Origin of the sequence: Pseudomonas sp. UBA3153, from assembly GCF_002364635.1 — a bacterium.
GTDB classification, from domain to species: Bacteria; Pseudomonadota; Gammaproteobacteria; order Pseudomonadales; family Pseudomonadaceae; genus Pseudomonas_O; species Pseudomonas_O kuykendallii.
The window spans coordinates 25,931-42,576 of record NZ_DEYR01000016.1 but is presented as its reverse complement, the minus strand read 5'-3'; the positions used below and the strand labels follow the sequence as shown (position 1 = coordinate 42,576).

Annotated in this window: 17 protein-coding genes; 16 read left to right on the top strand and 1 reads right to left on the bottom strand. The window is 64.3% G+C overall.

The genetic code is table 11. From position 1 onward, the window contains the following. The first annotated feature begins 1 nt into the window (after nucleotide 1). From fliO to flhB, 5 genes are read left to right on the top strand one after another with little or no spacing between them, the layout of a single operon-like run. Nucleotides 2-433 (top strand): flagellar biosynthetic protein FliO, encoded by a 432-nt coding sequence (fliO, locus tag B2X67_RS04145; RefSeq protein WP_286784703.1) that lies wholly within the window; start codon nucleotides 2-4, stop codon nucleotides 431-433. Beyond that, nucleotides 433-1,197 carry a flagellar type III secretion system pore protein FliP gene (gene fliP / locus B2X67_RS04140; protein ID WP_090229563.1) on the top strand — a complete coding sequence of 255 codons (765 nt, stop codon included), beginning with the start codon at nucleotides 433-435 and terminating at the stop codon, nucleotides 1,195-1,197. The genes fliO and fliP overlap by 1 nt, the downstream gene beginning before the upstream one ends. A gap of 43 nt (nucleotides 1,198-1,240) precedes the next feature. Continuing rightward, the gene (gene fliQ, locus B2X67_RS04135; protein ID WP_090229560.1) at nucleotides 1,241-1,510 is read left to right on the top strand and encodes a flagellar biosynthesis protein FliQ; all 270 of its coding nucleotides are present in this window, start codon (nucleotides 1,241-1,243) and stop codon (nucleotides 1,508-1,510) included. A 2-nt stretch (nucleotides 1,511-1,512) separates the two neighbouring features. Beyond that, nucleotides 1,513-2,289 carry a flagellar biosynthetic protein FliR gene (fliR, locus tag B2X67_RS04130; RefSeq protein WP_090229558.1) on the top strand — a complete coding sequence of 259 codons (777 nt, stop codon included), beginning with the start codon at nucleotides 1,513-1,515 and terminating at the stop codon, nucleotides 2,287-2,289. A gap of 3 nt (nucleotides 2,290-2,292) precedes the next feature. Further along, nucleotides 2,293-3,429 carry a flagellar biosynthesis protein FlhB gene (gene flhB, locus B2X67_RS04125; protein WP_286784702.1) on the top strand — a complete coding sequence of 379 codons (1,137 nt, stop codon included), beginning with the start codon at nucleotides 2,293-2,295 and terminating at the stop codon, nucleotides 3,427-3,429. A 27-nt stretch (nucleotides 3,430-3,456) separates the two neighbouring features. On the opposite strand, the gene sodC is transcribed toward flhB, so the two are convergent. Next, nucleotides 3,457-3,978: a superoxide dismutase [Cu-Zn] SodC gene (sodC, locus tag B2X67_RS04120; RefSeq protein WP_286784701.1), complete on the bottom strand. Its 522-nt coding sequence runs from the start codon at nucleotides 3,976-3,978 to the stop codon at nucleotides 3,457-3,459. Between the two features lie 219 nt (nucleotides 3,979-4,197). Between sodC and flhA the strand changes: the two genes are divergently transcribed. The 11 genes from flhA (at nucleotide 4,198) to B2X67_RS04065 (ending at nucleotide 16,619) form a co-directional block, all read left to right on the top strand. Next, nucleotides 4,198-6,321, top strand: coding sequence for a flagellar biosynthesis protein FlhA (gene flhA, locus B2X67_RS04115; protein WP_273229292.1), 2,124 nt, complete (start codon nucleotides 4,198-4,200; stop codon nucleotides 6,319-6,321). 12 nt (nucleotides 6,322-6,333) lie between these two features. Then, nucleotides 6,334-7,662, top strand: a complete 1,329-nt coding sequence (flhF, locus tag B2X67_RS04110) for a flagellar biosynthesis protein FlhF (RefSeq protein WP_286784700.1) — start codon at nucleotides 6,334-6,336, stop codon at nucleotides 7,660-7,662. Nucleotides 7,663-7,715: 53 nt separating this feature from the next. Continuing rightward, complete coding sequence (gene fleN / locus B2X67_RS04105) at nucleotides 7,716-8,549, top strand: flagellar synthesis regulator FleN (RefSeq protein WP_090229545.1); 834 nt, start codon at nucleotides 7,716-7,718, stop codon at nucleotides 8,547-8,549. Further along, nucleotides 8,546-9,295, top strand: a complete 750-nt coding sequence (fliA, locus tag B2X67_RS04100) for an RNA polymerase sigma factor FliA (RefSeq protein ID WP_273229290.1) — start codon at nucleotides 8,546-8,548, stop codon at nucleotides 9,293-9,295. The genes fleN and fliA overlap by 4 nt, the downstream gene beginning before the upstream one ends. Before the next feature lie 79 nt (nucleotides 9,296-9,374). Then, nucleotides 9,375-9,749 (top strand): chemotaxis response regulator CheY, encoded by a 375-nt coding sequence (locus B2X67_RS04095; protein WP_175534363.1) that lies wholly within the window; start codon nucleotides 9,375-9,377, stop codon nucleotides 9,747-9,749. 19 nt (nucleotides 9,750-9,768) lie between these two features. Continuing rightward, nucleotides 9,769-10,563, top strand: a complete 795-nt coding sequence (locus B2X67_RS04090; protein WP_090229536.1) for a protein phosphatase CheZ — start codon at nucleotides 9,769-9,771, stop codon at nucleotides 10,561-10,563. Between the two features lie 181 nt (nucleotides 10,564-10,744). After that, nucleotides 10,745-12,988, top strand: a complete 2,244-nt coding sequence (locus B2X67_RS04085) for a chemotaxis protein CheA (protein ID WP_286784699.1) — start codon at nucleotides 10,745-10,747, stop codon at nucleotides 12,986-12,988. A 39-nt stretch (nucleotides 12,989-13,027) separates the two neighbouring features. Then, nucleotides 13,028-14,152: a protein-glutamate methylesterase/protein-glutamine glutaminase gene (locus tag B2X67_RS04080; RefSeq protein ID WP_273229288.1), complete on the top strand. Its 1,125-nt coding sequence runs from the start codon at nucleotides 13,028-13,030 to the stop codon at nucleotides 14,150-14,152. Then, the gene (locus B2X67_RS04075; protein ID WP_090229528.1) at nucleotides 14,152-14,892 is read left to right on the top strand and encodes a flagellar motor protein; all 741 of its coding nucleotides are present in this window, start codon (nucleotides 14,152-14,154) and stop codon (nucleotides 14,890-14,892) included. The genes B2X67_RS04080 and B2X67_RS04075 overlap by 1 nt, the downstream gene beginning before the upstream one ends. A gap of 3 nt (nucleotides 14,893-14,895) precedes the next feature. Next, the gene (gene motD, locus B2X67_RS04070) at nucleotides 14,896-15,834 is read left to right on the top strand and encodes a flagellar motor protein MotD (RefSeq protein WP_286784698.1); all 939 of its coding nucleotides are present in this window, start codon (nucleotides 14,896-14,898) and stop codon (nucleotides 15,832-15,834) included. Further along, the gene (locus B2X67_RS04065; RefSeq protein ID WP_286784697.1) at nucleotides 15,831-16,619 is read left to right on the top strand and encodes a ParA family protein; all 789 of its coding nucleotides are present in this window, start codon (nucleotides 15,831-15,833) and stop codon (nucleotides 16,617-16,619) included. The genes motD and B2X67_RS04065 overlap by 4 nt, the downstream gene beginning before the upstream one ends. Nucleotides 16,620-16,646 lie beyond the last annotated feature (27 nt).

Here is a 16,646-nt window from a genome sequence, read left to right as displayed (position 1 = left end):
CATGAGCAGAGCCGCCCTCGCCGTACTTTCCGGCTTGCCACTCTCCGCGCTGGCCGCCGAAACGGGCAGCGCTGCGTTGCCGGGTAACGGCAGCCTCGGCAGCCAGATCGGGCAGATGCTGCTTGGCCTGCTGCTGGTGATCGGGCTGATCTTCCTGCTCGCCTGGGCGCTGCGTCGCGTGCAGCAGATCGGGCCGCGCGGCAGCCAGGCGATCAAACTGGTGTCCAGCCAGGCGCTCGGCCCGCGCGACCGTCTGCTGCTGGTGCAGGTCGGCCGCGAGCAGGTGCTGCTGGGAATCTCGCCCGGCCGCATCACGCCGCTGCACGTGCTCGCCGAGCCGGTGCTGGTCGCCGATGCCGAGCCGGCGTCGCCGGAATTCGCCCAGCGCCTGATGGAGCTGCTCGGTAAAGACAAGGACAAGGATAAGAATTGATGTGGCGTTTGTTGCTGACCCTGTTCGTGCTGATCGCGGCGCCCCTGGCGTTCGGTCAGGAGGCCGTGAATAGCGCCAATCCGCTGTCGGTCCCGGCGATCACGCTGTCGACCAACCCGCAAGGGCAGCAGGAGTATTCGGTCAGCCTGCAGATCCTGCTGATCATGACCGCGCTGAGCTTCATCCCGGCGTTCGTCATGCTGATGACCAGCTTCACCCGCATCATCATCGTCTTCTCGATCCTGCGTCAGGCGCTTGGTCTGCAACAGACGCCGTCCAACCAGATACTCATCGGCCTGGCGATGTTCCTCACGCTGTTCATCATGGCGCCGGTGTTCGACCAGGTGAACCGCGAGGCGCTGCAGCCCTATCTGAATGAGCAGATGACCGCCCAGGATGCGATCGCCAAGGCGCAGGGGCCGCTGAAGAACTTCATGCTCGGGCAGACGCGGGAGAGCGATCTCGACCTGTTCATGCGCCTCTCCAAGCGCACCGACATCGCCAGCCCGCAGGACGCGCCCCTGACCATCCTGGTGCCGGCGTTCGTCACCTCCGAGCTGAAGACGGCGTTCCAGATCGGCTTCATGATCTTCATTCCGTTCCTCATCATCGACATGGTGGTGGCCAGCGTGCTGATGGCGATGGGCATGATGATGCTTTCGCCGATGATCATCTCGTTGCCCTTCAAGATCATGCTGTTCGTCCTGATCGACGGCTGGGGCCTGATCATCGGCACCCTGGCGGGCAGCTTCGGCACCCTGTAGCGGCGGCGGCACATTTCGGCCGCCCGGCGGCCAGGAGGCACACATGACACCCGAAGTGGCGGTGGACATCTTTCGCGAAGCGCTGTGGATGATCACGGTGATGGTCGGCATCCTGGTGCTGCCGAGCCTGCTGGTGGGCCTCGTCGTCGCCATGTTCCAGGCGGCGACGCAGATCAACGAACAGACCTTGAGCTTCCTGCCACGCCTGCTGGTGATGCTGCTGACGCTGATCGTCGGCGGGCCCTGGATGGTCCGGCAACTGATGGAATACACCACGACGCTGATCCAGAACATTCCGCTGGTGATCGGCTAGCGATGCTCGAGCTTTCCAACGGTCAGATCGGCGGCTGGATCTCCAGTTTCCTGCTGCCGCTGTTCCGGATTTCCTCGCTGCTGATGGTGATGCCGATCTTCGGCACCCAGCTGGTCCCGACCCGGGTGCGGCTGTATCTGGCGCTGGCGATCACCGTGGTCATAGTGCCGACCCTGCCGCCGATGCCGGAGGTCGATGCGCTCAACCTGCGCTCGCTACTGCTGATCGCCCAGGAAGTGCTGATCGGCGCGATGTTCGGCTTCATGCTGCAGCTGTTCTTCCATGTGTACACGGTGATTGGCCAGATCCTCTCCATCCAGATGGGTATCGGTTTCGCCGCGATGGTCGATCCCGCCAACGGGATTTCTGTGCCGGTGCTGGGCCAGCTGCTGACGATGCTCACCACGCTGCTGTTTCTCGCCATGAACGGTCATCTGGTGGTGTTCGAGGTGATCACCGAGAGCTTCGTGACGCTGCCGGTGGGCAGCGGAATGCTGGTCGGGCACTACTGGGAACTGGTCGGCAAGCTCAGTTGGGTGCTCGGCGCCGGGCTGCTGATTTCCCTGCCGGTGGTGACTGCGCTGCTGGTGGTGAACCTGGCGTTCGGTGTGATGACCCGCGCCGCGCCGCAGCTGAACATCTTCTCCGTCGGCTTTCCGCTGACCTTGACCTTCGGCCTGGTGGTGGTCTGGATCGGCATGGCCGATACCCTCAATCAGTACCAGAATCTCTCCAGCGTGGCCCTGGCGATGCTGCGCGATCTGGCGCAGGCGAGGTAAGCGATGGCTGAAAGCGAGAGCGGTGCCGACAAAAGCGAGGAACCCACCGAGAAACGCCTGCGCGAATCGCGGGAAGAGGGGCAGATCGCCCGCTCCCGGGAGCTGAGCACGCTGGTGGTGGTGATGTCAGGGGTGATCGCGGTGATGATCTACGGCGGCGATCTGGCCAGCGCACTGGTCGACCTCATGCGCGGTTGCTTGAGCATCAACCGCGACACGCTGATGGACACCGGCAGCATGGCGCTGCTGCTGCTCAAGGCGGGCAGCATGGCGATCAAGGCGCTGGCGCCGATCCTGGCGGTGCTGCTGGCGGCCTCCATCGTCGGCAACATCGCGCTCGGCGGCTGGATGTTTTCCACCAAGACCATGGTGCCCAAGTTCAGCCGGCTGAATCCCGGTCCCGGCCTGGCGCGGATGTTTTCCAAGAAGTCGGTGATCGAGCTGGTCAAGGCGCTGGCCAAGTTCAGCATCACCCTCATGGTCGGCCTGGTGGTGCTGTCCAACGATCGCGACGACCTTCTGGCGCTGTCCGGCCAGCCGCTGGAAGCGGCGCTTGGCCATGCGGTCAAGGTGCTTGGCAACAGCGCCTTGTGGATGGCTTCCGGGCTGATCCTGATCGCGGCGGTGGATGTACCGTTCCAGCTCTGGGACAACAGGCAGAAGCTGATGATGACCAAGCAGGAGGTCAAGGACGAGTACAAGGACAGCGAGGGCAAGCCCGAGGTCAAGGGCAAGATTCGCCAGATGCAGCGGCAGATGGCCGAGCGGCGGATGATGCAGGCGGTGCCGGAGGCCGACGTGGTGATCACCAACCCGACTCACTTCGCAGTCGCCCTGAAATACGACCCGACCAAGGGTACGGCGCCGGTCGTACTGGCCAAGGGCGGCGACTTCCTCGCGCTGAAGATTCGCGAGATCGCCCAGGAGCACAAGGTGCTGCTGATGGAGTCACCGGCGCTGGCGCGCTCGGTGTACTACTCCACCGAAGTCGATCAGGAAATCCCGGCGGGCCTGTACCTGGCAGTCGCGCAGGTGCTGGCTTACGTCTACCAGCTCAAGCAGTTCCGCTCCGGCAAGGGCAAGCGGCCCACGCCGTTGCCCGATCTGCCGATCCCGCCGGATCTGCGTCGCGACGAGTGACGACGTCCGCTCCCGCGTTTCATTGCGTTACTGGATGACCCCGCAGGCCATTCTCGCGCCGCCACCGCCCAGTGGCTGCGGATGGTCGGAGTGGTTGTCTCCGGCCTGGTGAATCATCAATGCGTGACCCTTGATCTCCGCGAGGCTCTTCAGGCGGGGGGCGAGCACCGGCTGCATCGCCTTGCCGTCGGCGGTCACCAGCAGGGCAGGGAGGTCGCCTAGGTGGCCATCGCCCCAGGGCGCGCCGTGCTTGCCGGTTTCCTTCGGGTCCCAATGGCCGCCGGCGGCTTCTGCCGCGGAGGGCTTGCCATCCTTCAGGGCGGCGTCGCAACTTGCCTTGGCGTGAATGTGAAAGCCGTGAATGCCTTGCGCCAGGCCCGCCAGTTGCGGCGTGAATACCAGGCCATACGGGGTTTCCTCGACGCTTACCGTGCCGACTTTTTCTCCGATGCCGTTGGCGCTGACGATGTTCATCGGAATCGAAAGGCTTTCCGCCTGGGCGCTGAGTGCGCAGCCGCCTACGAGTGCGGCGATCATCCAGTTCTTCATGAAGTGGCTCCTCGCAACCTGCGGCGCGCGTCGTTGCCCGCCGACAGTGTTCTGACTCCCCGCCGCCAGCGCGGTTCTCCGTAGCGCCCGCCAATGGCTCGCGCCTACCGCAAGCCATTGATCCTCATGGGGTTCTCCAAGTTGGCCGGGCTCTTGCACTGGCATTGGCGCACGCCCACTGGCGTCAAAAGATTGTTTGGATCGGGCTAGGAGAATCGGGTGGAACGCACTCAGCTGTTCAACAACATGCGAATGAATGCGATCGGCGCCGGCCGTGGCAACCTCGGGGTGCCGCTGCTGGTACTGGTGATGCTCGGCATGATGATCCTGCCGGTGCCTGCCTTCCTGCTGGATGTGTTTTTCACCTTCAACATCGCCCTGTCGATCGTCGTTCTGCTGGTCAGCGTGTACGCGTTGCGGCCGCTGGATTTCGCGGTGTTCCCGACCATCCTGCTGGTCTCCACGTTGCTGCGCCTGGCGTTGAACGTGGCCTCCAGCCGCGTCGTGCTGCTTCATGGCCAGGAAGGTCACCACGCCGCGGGCAAGGTGATCCAGGCCTTCGGCGACGTGGTCGTCGGCGGCAACTACGTGGTCGGCGTGGTCGTGTTCGCGATCCTGATGATCATCAACTTCGTGGTGGTCACCAAGGGTGCCGGGCGTATTTCCGAGGTGAGCGCGCGCTTCACCCTCGACGCCATGCCGGGCAAACAGATGGCCATCGACGCCGACCTCAACGCCGGCATCATCGACCAGGCGCAAGCTAAGCTGCGCCGCCAGGAAGTGGGCCAGGAAGCCGACTTCTACGGTTCGATGGACGGTGCCAGTAAATTCGTCCGCGGTGACGCCGTCGCCGGCCTGCTGATCCTCTTCATCAACCTCATCGGCGGCATGGGCATCGGCATCCTCCAGCACGACCTGTCGTTCGGCGATGCCGGCCGCATCTACGCACTGCTGACCATCGGTGACGGCCTGGTCGCGCAGATTCCGTCGCTGCTGCTGTCGACCGCCGCCGCGATCATGGTGACCCGCGTGTCCAGTTCCGAGGACATGGGCCAGCAGGTCAACCGGCAGATGTTCACCTCGCCCAAGGCACTGGCCGTATCGGCGCTGATCATGGTCTCCATGGGCCTGGTTCCCGGCATGCCGCACGTACCCTTCATCGGCCTGGGCCTGATCGCCGCGGGTGGCGCCTACATGATCTGGAACAAGGCCAACAAGGCCAAGGAAGCCGAGGTCCAGGAAGCCGCCCGCCAGCAGGAGCTGATCCCCGCCCAGCGCGCGCAGGAAACCAAGGAGCTCGGCTGGGATGACGTCACCCCGGTGGACATGGTCGGCCTGGAGGTGGGCTATCGGCTGATCCCGCTGGTCGACCGCAATCAGGGTGGACAGCTGCTGGCGCGGATCAAGGGGGTACGCAAGAAGCTCTCTCAGGAGATGGGCTTCCTCATGCCGTCCGTGCACATCCGCGACAATCTCGACCTGCTGCCCAACGCCTATCGTTTGACGCTGATGGGCGTCAGCGTCGCCGAGGCGGAGATCTATCCCGATCGCGAACTGGCGATCAACCCCGGCCAGGTATTCGGCAGCCTCAACGGCATCGCCGCCAAAGATCCGGCGTTCGGCCTGGAGGCGGTCTGGATCGACCCCAGCCAGCGCGACCAGGCGCAATCGCTTGGCTACACCGTGGTCGACGCCAGCACCGTGGTCGCCACGCACCTCAACCAGGTGCTGAACAAGCACGCCCACGAGCTGCTCGGTCACGAAGAAGTCCAGCAACTGCTGCAACTGCTAGCGAAGAGCTCGCCGAAGCTAGCCGAAGAGCTGGTGCCGGGGATGATTTCGCTGTCCACGCTGCTCAAGGTGCTGCAGGCGCTGCTCAACGAACAGGTTCCGGTACGCGACATCCGCACCATCGCCGAAGCCATCGCGAACGTCGCTGCGAAGAGTCAAGATCCCGCCGCCATGGTTGCAGCGGTACGCGTCGCGCTGGCCCGCTCAATCGTGCAAACCGTTGTGGGACTAGAGCCGGAGATGCCTGTCATCACGCTCGACCCAAGGTTGGAACAGATATTGCTCAATAGTCTTCACAAGGCTGGTCAGGGCTCTGAGGATGGCATCCTCCTCGAACCTGGCATGGCCGAGAAGCTGCAGCGTTCCCTGGTGGAAGCGGCGCAGCGTCAGGAGATGATGGGCAAGCCGGCGATCCTGCTGGTGGCCGGTCCGATCCGGGCGATGCTCTCGCGGTTTGCTCGACTGGCCGTGCCAAACATGCACGTACTGGCCTACCAGGAAATCCCGGACAACAAGCAGGTCACCATCGTCGCCACCGTGGGACAAAACTGAGGTTAACAGGCCATGCAAGTGAAACGCTTCTTCGCCGCCGACATGCGTCAAGCCATGAAGCTGGTTCGTGATGAGCTCGGGGCGGATGCCGCGATCATCGCCAACCGCCGGGTTGCCGGCGGCGTGGAGCTGACTGCCGCGCTCGACTACCAGATGCCGTCCGAGCCGGTTCGCCAGCCGAACGCCGAGCTTGAGGCCGAGCTGCGCAAGACCCAGGCGAAGATCGCGTCGGCCCACGCCGAACTGGCCGTGCGCGCCGCTGGCGAAGTGGTCAAGGACCGCCAGCTGTTCGCCAACGAACCGCTGGTTGCCCCCGAGCTGCCGACCTCCAAGGTCACCGCGCGTCCGCAGGCTCCGGCACAGCCGGCCGCCGTCGCCGCCGCGGCTCCGGCCGGCGATTCGCGTGCGCTGGATGCCATGCGCCACGAACTCAACGGCCTGCGTGAACTGATCGAAGTGCAGCTCGGCTCCTTCGCCTGGACCCAGATGCAGAGTCAGCGTCCGCAGCAGGCCAACCTCTGGCGCCGTCTGCAACGCCTCGGCCTGCCGGCGGAAATCGCCCGCGCGCTACTGGACAAGGTCGGCCAGGTGCAGGAGCCGCGTCAGGCCTGGCGCATGGTTCTCGCCTACCTGGCCCACGCGATCAAGACCCCGGCCCAGGAGCCGCTGGAAGAGGGCGGCGTGATCGCTCTGGTCGGCCCGGCCGGCATGGGCAAGACCACCACCCTGGCGAAGATGGCGGCGCGCTACGTGCTCAAGTACGGCGCCCAGCACGTCGCGCTGGTGAGCATGGACAGCTACCGCATCGGTGCCCAGGAGCAGCTCAAGACCCTCGGCCGCATCCTCAACGTCTCGGTGACCCAGGTCGATCCGGGCAGCTCGCTGACCCAGGCCGTGGCCCCGTTGGCGAAGAAGCGCGTGATCCTGATCGACACCGCCGGCCTGCCGAACAACGACCCGGCCCTGCGCATGCAGCTCGAAGCGCTCGCCAGCCGAGGCCTGAAGTCGAAGAATTACCTGGTCATGGCGGCCACCAGCCAGAGCCAGGTGCTCAAGGCCGCGTATCATAGCTACAAGCGCTGCGGCCTGGTCGGTTGCATGCTGACCAAGCTGGACGAGGCGGCCAGTCTGGGCGAAGTGCTCGGGCTGGCTATCAGCCAGCGTCTGCCGGTAGCCTATCTGGCCGATGGCCCGCGAATCCCGGATGATCTGCACGTTCCGCGCAGTCATCAGCTGGTGAGCCGTGCCGTCGCCCTGCAGGCGCCGGAAGAACCCAGTGAAGATGCAATGGCCGACATGTTCGCCGGCCTCTACAACAACTCGGCGCGTCGCGTCGGCTAATTGACCGTCGAGAGACAGTTGCCTGCCTCAGTCGCAGACAAGGTGTGAGAGAAATGGCTAGTTTGCATCCAGTTCAAGTGATCGCAGTGACCGGTGGGAAGGGCGGCGTTGGCAAGACCAACGTGTCCGTCAACCTGTCGCTGGCCCTGGCCGACCTCGGTCGGCGGGTGATGCTGCTCGACGCCGACCTGGGTCTGGCCAACGTCGACGTGCTCCTCGGCCTGTCGCCGAAGCGCACCCTGGCCGATGTCATCGACGGTCACTGCGACCTGCGTGACGTGCTGCTGCAAGGTCCGGGCGGCGTGCGCATCGTTCCGGCCGCTTCCGGCACCCAGAGCATGGTGCAGCTGACGCCGATGCAGCACGCCGGTCTGATCCAGGCATTCAGCGACATCAGCGACAACATCGACGTGCTGGTCATCGACACCGCGGCCGGGATCGGCGACGGCGTGGTCAGCTTCGTCCGCGCCGCTCAGGAAGTGCTGGTGGTGGTCTGCGACGAACCCACCTCGATCACCGACGCCTACGCGCTGATCAAACTGCTCAACCGCGACTACGGCATGAACCGTTTCCGGGTGCTGGCGAATATGGCGCACAGCCCCCAGGAAGGTCGCAATCTGTTTGCTAAGCTCACCAAGGTCACCGACCGCTTCCTCGACGTCGCCCTGCAGTACGTGGGTGCCGTGCCTTACGACGAGTCGGTGCGCAAAGCCGTACAGAAGCAGCGCGCCGTCTATGAAGCTTTTCCGCGCTCCAAGTGTGCGCTGGCGTTCAAGGCGATCGCGCAGAAAGTCGACACCTGGCCGTTGCCGGCCAACCCGCGCGGTCACCTCGAGTTTTTCGTCGAGCGTCTGGTTAAACCGACTACCGCAGACTCACCCGTATGACAGCCGCCAGTGGACTTCGTATGTACAGCAAATCGCAGGCGAAGGACTCGCAAACTCAGCTCATCGAGCGTTATGCACCGTTGGTCAAGCGGATCGCCTACCACCTGTTGGCCCGGCTTCCGGCCAGCGTGCAGGTGGAGGACCTGATGCAGGCCGGAATGATCGGCCTGCTCGAGGCTGCCAAGAAGTACGACTCGGGCAAGGGCGCCAGTTTCGAGACCTACGCCGGAATCCGTATCCGTGGGGCGATGCTCGACGAGGTGCGCAAGGGCGACTGGGCTCCGCGTTCCGTGCATCGCAACAGCCGCATGGTCAGCGACGCCATCCGCGCCGTCGAGGCGAGAACGGGCAGAGACGCTAAAGATCAAGAGGTTGCGGCCGAACTTAAATTGAGTCTTGAAGAGTACTACGGCATCCTGAGCGACACTCAGGGCAGCCGCCTGTTCAGCTTCGACGACCTCTTGCAGGAAGGCGAGCACGGTTCGGGCCTGCACGAGGACGGTAGCTTCACCCATTACGAACCCGCCCGCGATCTGGAGGATGACCGCTTCCAGGGGGCCTTGGCCGACGCCATCGCCAATCTTCCGGAACGCGAGCGGCTGGTTCTTTCGCTGTACTACGACGAAGAACTGAATCTGAAGGAAATCGGCGAGGTGCTGGGGGTCAGCGAGTCGCGCGTCAGCCAGTTGCACAGCCAGTGTGCCGCGCGTTTGCGGGCACGTCTGGGCGAATGGCGCGCGCACTGAGGCAGCCGGTTTCACGCTTGCGAGGCGCGCGCTGCGAGGCGGCGTTTGGGATTGTACGGAGGTCGACTTGGACAAGAACATGAAAATCCTCATCGTGGACGACTTCTCCACGATGAGACGGATCATCAAGAACCTCCTGCGTGACCTGGGGTTCACCAATACCGCGGAGGCCGACGACGGCACCACGGCATTACCGATGCTGCATAGCGGCAGCTTCGACTTCCTGGTCACCGACTGGAACATGCCCAACATGTCCGGGATCGATCTGCTGCGTGCGGTGCGCGCCGATGATCGACTCAAGCACCTCCCCGTGCTCATGGTGACTGCTGAAGCCAAGCGCGATCAGATCATCGAGGCGGCCCAGGCCGGCGTGAACGGGTATGTGGTCAAACCCTTCACGGCCCAGGTACTGAAAGAGAAGATCGAAAAGATCTTCGAGCGGGTCAACGGCTGATGTTCGCCTCGAGGGCGCTATGGATCACGACAACATCTCTATGGGCGATGACTTCGAGTCAACGCTGAAGTCCCACGCCCGTCAGCTGACCGAAAGCCTCGAAAAAGGCAACTTCGCTGATGTGGTGCAGATCATCCATCAACTGAATCAGGTCCGCGATCGCGGTCTGTACCAGGAAGTCGGCAAGCTCACCCGCGAGCTGCACAATGCCATCGTCAACTTCCAGCTCGATCCCCGTGTTCCGCACGCGCAGGAAGTCTCGCAGATCTCCGATGCCACCGAGCGTCTCTCATACGTGGTGACGATGACCGAGCGTGCGGCCAACCGCACCATGGATCTGGTGGAGGAGTGCGCGCCGGTGGTCAATGGCATGGCCGACGAGGCTCAGAGCCTTAGCGTCGAATGGCAGCGCTTCATGCGCCGCGAAATCGGTGCGGACGCCTTTCGCGACCTGGCCAAGCGTGTCGAGCTGTTCCTCGCGCGCAGCGAGCGGGACGGCGCCAAGCTCTCCGGCCACCTGAACGACATTCTTCTGGCGCAGGATTACCAGGACCTCACCGGTCAGGTGATCAAGCGCGTCACCACCCTGGTCACCGAAGTCGAGAGCAATCTGCTCAAGCTGATGCTCATGGCCAGCCAGGTCGATCGTTTCGCCGGCATCAAGCACGACCACGAAGGGCTGCGTGCCGAGCAAGAAAAACAACAAAAAGAGTCCTCCCGGGGTGAAGGTCCGCAGATTCATGCCGATAAGCGTGATGACGTCGTATCCGGTCAGGACGATGTCGACGATCTGCTATCCAGTCTTGGATTCTAGGACCCGTCGACGTTTTGGTTACGGCCACGACCTGGGCGTTTTCGCAGGGCAAGGAAGGAGGAGAGAAGTTGGTTGCTCCAGATGAACGACGAGTGACGCCGGCCTGCGAAAAACGCGCCCCGTCCCTGCGGCTCAACGCGGCTCGCGACGAAACGTCAACAGATCCTATGGGAAGGTGGAAATGAGCTTCGACGCCGATGAAGAGATCCTCCAGGACTTCCTGGTAGAGGCCGGCGAGATTCTCGAGCAGCTGTCGGAGCAGTTGGTGGAGCTGGAAAGCCGCCCTGACGACATGAACCTGCTCAATGCGATCTTTCGCGGTTTTCACACCGTCAAGGGCGGCGCGGGTTTCCTGCAGCTGAACGAGCTGGTGGAGTGCTGCCATATCGCCGAGAACGTCTTCGACATCCTGCGCAAGGGCGAACGCCGCGTGGATGCCGAGCTGATGGACGTGGTGCTGCAGGCACTCGATGCGGTGAACGCGATGTTCGCCGAAGTGCGCGAGCGAACCGCGCCGACGCCGGCGCCGCGCGAACTGCTCGCCGCGCTTTCTCGTCTGGCCGCGCCGGCTTCGGCCGCAGCGCCCGCCGAAGCGCCTCCTGAAGCGCCCGCCGCCCAAGTCGAACCCGTGGTTCAGGCCGAGGCGCCGGCTGCCGAGCCTTCGGGCGACATCACCGACAGCGAATTCGAGCAGCTGCTCAGCGCGATCGGCGAACCCGCCCCGGCTCCGGCCGGCAGCGCCAGCGATGAAATCACCGACGACGAATTCGAAGCCCTGCTCGACCAGCTGCACGGCGACAAGCCGGTGTCCGCCCTTGCGCCCGCCGCGCCGAGCGCGCCTGTCGCAGCCGCATCCGCTGCCGCCCCGTCGGGCGACGACATCAGCGACGATGAATTCGAAGCCCTGCTGGATCAGTTGCACGGCAAGGGCAAGTTCGTGCCTCCCGTCGATGCCGCACCCGCTGCGCCTGCGCCAGAGGCCGCGCCCGCCGGCGCGAACGACAACATCAGCGACGACGAATTCGAAGCGCTTCTCGACCAGTTGCACGGCAAGGGCAAGTTCGTTCCGCCCGTGGAGTCCGCCCCCGTAGCGGCTGCGCCAGCGAAGCCCACGCCAACGCCCGCCGCGCCGCCTGCCGCCAAACCGGCTGAAAAGCCCGCCGAAAAGCCTGCGTCCAAGCCCGCTCCCGCTCCCGCTCCCGCTCCTGCTCCTGCTCCGGCCGCATCGCACCCGGACAAGGCCGGTCCGGTCAGCGAGGCGGAAACCACGGTGCGCGTGGATACCGCGCGGCTCGACGAAATCATGAACATGGTCGGCGAGCTGGTGCTGGTGCGTAACCGCCTGGTGCGCCTGGGTCTCAACAGCGGCGACGAAGCCATGTCCAAGGCCGTCTCCAACCTGGATGTGGTTACCGCCGACCTGCAGACCTCGGTGATGAAGACGCGCATGCAGCCGATCAAGAAGGTCTTCGGACGCTTCCCCCGGCTGGTTCGCGATCTCGCCCGCAACCTGAAGAAAGAGATCAACCTGGAACTGGTCGGTGAAGAGACCGACCTCGACAAGAACCTGGTCGAGGCGCTGGCCGATCCGCTGGTCCACCTGGTGCGCAACGCCGTCGACCACGGCATCGAGACCCCGGAAGAGCGCGAGGCCGCCGGCAAGCCGCGCACCGGCCGGGTGGTGTTGTCGGCCGAACAGGAAGGCGACCACATCCTGCTGATGATCACCGACGACGGCAAAGGCATGGACGCCAACGTCCTGCGTGCCAAGGCCGTCGAGAAAGGCCTGCTGGACAAGGACGTTTCCGAGCGGCTCACCGAGCTCGAGTGCTACAACCTGATCTTCGCCCCCGGTTTCTCGACCAAGACCGAGATTTCCGACGTCTCCGGCCGCGGTGTCGGCATGGACGTGGTGAAGACCAAGATTTCCCAGCTCAACGGCACGGTCAACGTCTTCTCCACCAAGGGCCAGGGCTCGAAGATCGTCATCAAGGTGCCGTTGACGCTGGCGATCATGCCGACGCTGATGGTCATGCTGGCGAACCAGGCCTTCGCCTTCCCGCTGGTCAACGTCAACGAAATCTTCCACCTCGACCTGTCTCGCACCAACGTCGTCGACGGCCAGGAAGTGGTGATCGTCCGCGACAAGGCGCTGCCGCTGTTCTACCTCAAGCGCTGGCTGGTTCCGCATGCCGCCCAGGATGAGCAGGTCGAGGGGCACGTGGTGATCCTGTCGGTCGGCACGCAGCGGATCGGCTTCGTCGTCGATCAGCTGGTCGGCCAGGAAGAAGTGGTGATCAAGCCACTGGGCAAGATGCTCCAGGGAACGCCTGGCATGGCCGGTGCGACCATCACGGGTGACGGACGTATCGCCTTGATCCTCGACGTGCCGAGCATGCTCAAGCGCTACGCGCGGCGCATCTGATTTCGGGGCGGGTCACGGCCCGTCCCATGAGGAGTTGTTATGGCTGTAAAAGTCCTGGTGGTGGACGATTCCGGTTTCTTCCGCAGGAGGGTGACGGAAATACTCTCGGCGGACCCGAACATTCAGGTAGTCGGCACAGCGACGAACGGCCGTGAGGCGATCGACCAGGCGCTGGCGCTGAAGCCGGACGTGATCACCATGGATTACGAGATGCCGATGATGGATGGCATCACGGCCGTGCGGACGATCATGCAGCGTTGCCCGACGCCCGTTCTGATGTTCTCCTCGCTGACTCACGAAGGCGCACGGGTGACGTTGGATGCGCTCGACGCCGGCGCCGTGGATTACCTGCCGAAGAACTTCGAGGACATCTCGCGCAACCCCGAGAAGATCCGCCAGATGCTCTGCGAGAAGATCCACACCATCTCGCGCAGCAACCGCCGGCTGGGCAGTTTCGCCCAGGCGCCGGTGCATTCCCACGCACCCGGTTCTACAGCGTCGGCACATCCTCATCCCGCACCGGTATCCGCTCGCTCGTCCGCTGCGCCAGCGCACCCTGCGCCCGCCGCGCCGAGCGCGAGCAGCCCGACGCCCAAACGGCGCTCCTACAAGCTGGTGGCCATCGGCACCTCCACCGGCGGACCGGTCGCGCTGCAGCGGGTCCTGACCCAGCTTCCCGCCAACTTCCCCGCGCCGATCGTGCTCATTCAGCACATGCCGGCGGCCTTCACCAAGGCCTTCGCCGAGCGTCTCGACAAGCTCTGCCGGATATCCGTCAAGGAGGCGGCGGATGGCGACTTGCTGCGCCCCGGCCTGGCGCTGTTGGCACCGGGTGGCAAGCAGATGATGGTAGACGGCCGTGGCGCGGTGAAAATCCTGCCGGGCGATGAGCGCCTCAACTACAAGCCGTGCGTCGACATCACCTTCGGTTCGGCCGCGCGCTCTTACAACGACAAGGTGCTGGCCGTGGTCCTGACCGGCATGGGCGCCGACGGTCGCGAAGGCGCGCGAATGCTCAAACAGGCCGGCAGCCAGGTGTGGGCGCAGGACGAAGCCAGCTGCGTGATCTACGGCATGCCGATGGCGATCGTCAAAGCCAACCTGGCCGACGCCGTCTATGGCCTCGATGACATCGGCAGGCATCTGGCCGAGGCCGTCATCTGATGGATGCACTGAGTCTCATCGGGATCGTCCTAGCGCTGGTGGCTATCGTCGGTGGCAACTACATCGAGGGCGGGCACATCGGTGCGCTGCTCAACGGCCCGGCCGCGCTGATCGTCGTGGGCGGCACGCTGGGCGCTTCCTTCCTGCAGACCCCGATGAGCGTGCTCAAGCGGGCGCTGGTGGTGTCGCGCTGGATCATTTTCCCGCCCAGCATCGACCTGTTCGGCGGCGTCGATCGCGTGGTCGGCTGGAGCATGACGGCGCGCAAGGAGGGGCTGCTGGGACTCGAGCCGATCGCCGATGCCGAGCCCGATCCCTACGCGCGCAAAGGCTTGCAGCTACTGGTCGACGGCGCCGAGCCGGAGGCGATCCGCGGCATTCTCGAAGTCGACATGCTGACCCAGGAAGACCGCGACATCCAGGCGGCGAAGGTCTTCGAGAGCGCCGGCGGCTATGCGCCCACCATCGGCATCATCGGTGCAGTGATGGGCCTTATCCACGTCATGGGCAACCTGGCGGACCCCGCGCAGCTCGGCAGCGGGATCGCCGTGGCGTTCGTCGCCACCATCTATGGGGTGAGCTTCGCCAACCTGCTGCTGCTGCCGATAAGCAACAAGCTGCGCTCGGTTGCGATGCGCCAGTCGCGCTACCGCGAGCTGATCCTCGAGGGCATCCTTTCCATCGCCGAAGGCGAAAACCCGCGCTCCATCGAACTGAAGCTGCAAGGCTTCATGGATTGACCCATGGCCCGCCGCCGTCGCCCCGAAGAACACGCTAATCATGAGCGTTGGCTGGTTTCCTATGCCGACTTCATCACGCTGCTGTTTGCCTTTTTCGTGGTGATGTACTCGATCTCCTCGATCAACGAGGGCAAGTACAAGGTGCTCTCGGACAGCATGGTCGGCGCGTTCAATCAGCCGGACCGCTCCATCAAGGCGATTCCCATCGGCGACGAACGCCCGCGCACCACCGAGCCCGATCGCTCGCTGACCGACGATATCGAGGGCAGCGACTCATCGTCGGAGCGCGGGCCTGCCGATCCCCTGGAAACCATCGCCAACGACGTTCGCGACGCCTTTGGCGACCTGATGAAGACCGAGCAGCTGACCGTGCGGGGCAACGAGTTGTGGGTCGAGATCACCCTCAATTCGAGCCTGCTGTTTCCCAGCGGCGAAGCGATCCCCAACGACGCCGCCTTCTCCATCATCGAGAAGGTGGCGAAGATCCTGGCGCCCTACGAAAACCCCGTGCATGTCGAAGGTTTCACCGACAACCTGCCGATTCGCACCGCGCAGTTCCCCACCAACTGGGAGCTTTCGGCGGCGCGCGCCGCCAGCATCGTGCGGATGATGGCGATGGAGGGCGTGGCGCCCGGGCGGATGGCGGCAGTGGGATACGGCGAGTTCCAGCCGGTCGCGGACAATGCCACCGCGGATGGCCGTGCGCGCAATCGCAGGGTGGTGCTGGTGGTGTCGCGCAACCTGGATGTGCGCCGTAGCGTCAGTGGCTCCGGCAGTGGCAAGGCGCAACCGGATGCGGCCCTCAAGCGGGCTGGCACGCAACCTGCTAATACTCAGGACGCGCGGGCTTCCATCGGTGAAGCCGTCAATCCTTCGTCGCCGCCACCGGGCGGCGCCAATCTCGGCGCGGTGCAAGCCGCGCCGGGAGGACATCAGCCATGAGAGTTTGGGCAGTAGCCAATCAGAAAGGAGGGGTCGGCAAGACCACCTCATCCGTCGCCCTGGCGGGCCTGCTGGCCGACGCCGGCAAGCGCGTGGTCGTCGTCGACCTCGATCCGCACGGGTCGATGACCAGCTACTTCGGGCATGATCCGGACACGCTGGATCGCAGCAATTTCGACCTGTTCCTGCATCAGGGCACGGTCCCGCAAGGATTGCCGCGCGAACTGCTGCTGGAGACCAGCCACGAGCGCATTTCCCTGCTGCCCTCGAGCACCGCACTGGCGACACTGGAGCGGCAATCGCCGAGCAAGGGCGGTTTGGGTCTGGTGATCGCCAAATCATTGGCGCAGCTTTTTCAGGATTTCGACCACGCGATCATCGACAGCCCGCCGTTGCTCGGCGTGTTGATGGTCAATGCCCTGGCCGCGAGCCAGCAGTTGATCATTCCGGTGCAGACCGAATTCCTCGCCGTCAAAGGCCTGGAGCGGATGGTGAATACGCTGGCGATGATCAACCGTTCGCGCAAGCAGGCGTTGCCTTACACCATCGTGCCGACGTTGTTCGACCGCAGGACGCAGGCGTCGATGTCGACGCTGCGCACGCTGCGCCATGCCTATCCCGAGCAGTTGTGGCATGCCTACATTCCGGTCGATACGCGCCTGCGCGATGCCAGTCGCGCGGGGCTTACGCCGTCGCAGTTCGACCCCAAGAGTCGTGGCGTCATCGCTTATCGCGCCTTGCTCAAGCATCTGCTCGAGCATCAGGCGGCGGCGCAGGTCGCCTGACATGCCTGGGTTTCTTCATCGTCACGG

What these genes read in the sequence shown, in the direction of transcription:
- fliO (WP_286784703.1), top strand. Translation starts at nt 2, where the DNA reads ATGAGCAGAGCCGCCCTCGCCGTACTTTCCGGCTTGCCACTCTCCGCG.
- fliP (WP_090229563.1), top strand. Translation starts at nt 433, where the DNA reads ATGTGGCGTTTGTTGCTGACCCTGTTCGTGCTGATCGCGGCGCCCCTG.
- fliQ (WP_090229560.1), top strand. Translation starts at nt 1,241, where the DNA reads ATGACACCCGAAGTGGCGGTGGACATCTTTCGCGAAGCGCTGTGGATG.
- fliR (WP_090229558.1), top strand. Translation starts at nt 1,513, where the DNA reads ATGCTCGAGCTTTCCAACGGTCAGATCGGCGGCTGGATCTCCAGTTTC.
- flhB (WP_286784702.1), top strand. Translation starts at nt 2,293, where the DNA reads ATGGCTGAAAGCGAGAGCGGTGCCGACAAAAGCGAGGAACCCACCGAG.
- sodC (WP_286784701.1), bottom strand. Translation starts at nt 3,978, where the DNA reads ATGAAGAACTGGATGATCGCCGCACTCGTAGGCGGCTGCGCACTCAGC.
- flhF (WP_286784700.1), top strand. Translation starts at nt 6,334, where the DNA reads ATGCAAGTGAAACGCTTCTTCGCCGCCGACATGCGTCAAGCCATGAAG.
- fleN (WP_090229545.1), top strand. Translation starts at nt 7,716, where the DNA reads ATGGCTAGTTTGCATCCAGTTCAAGTGATCGCAGTGACCGGTGGGAAG.
- fliA (WP_273229290.1), top strand. Translation starts at nt 8,546, where the DNA reads ATGACAGCCGCCAGTGGACTTCGTATGTACAGCAAATCGCAGGCGAAG.
- B2X67_RS04095 (WP_175534363.1), top strand. Translation starts at nt 9,375, where the DNA reads ATGAAAATCCTCATCGTGGACGACTTCTCCACGATGAGACGGATCATC.
- B2X67_RS04090 (WP_090229536.1), top strand. Translation starts at nt 9,769, where the DNA reads ATGGATCACGACAACATCTCTATGGGCGATGACTTCGAGTCAACGCTG.
- B2X67_RS04085 (WP_286784699.1), top strand. Translation starts at nt 10,745, where the DNA reads ATGAGCTTCGACGCCGATGAAGAGATCCTCCAGGACTTCCTGGTAGAG.
- B2X67_RS04080 (WP_273229288.1), top strand. Translation starts at nt 13,028, where the DNA reads ATGGCTGTAAAAGTCCTGGTGGTGGACGATTCCGGTTTCTTCCGCAGG.
- B2X67_RS04075 (WP_090229528.1), top strand. Translation starts at nt 14,152, where the DNA reads ATGGATGCACTGAGTCTCATCGGGATCGTCCTAGCGCTGGTGGCTATC.
- motD (WP_286784698.1), top strand. Translation starts at nt 14,896, where the DNA reads ATGGCCCGCCGCCGTCGCCCCGAAGAACACGCTAATCATGAGCGTTGG.
- B2X67_RS04065 (WP_286784697.1), top strand. Translation starts at nt 15,831, where the DNA reads ATGAGAGTTTGGGCAGTAGCCAATCAGAAAGGAGGGGTCGGCAAGACC.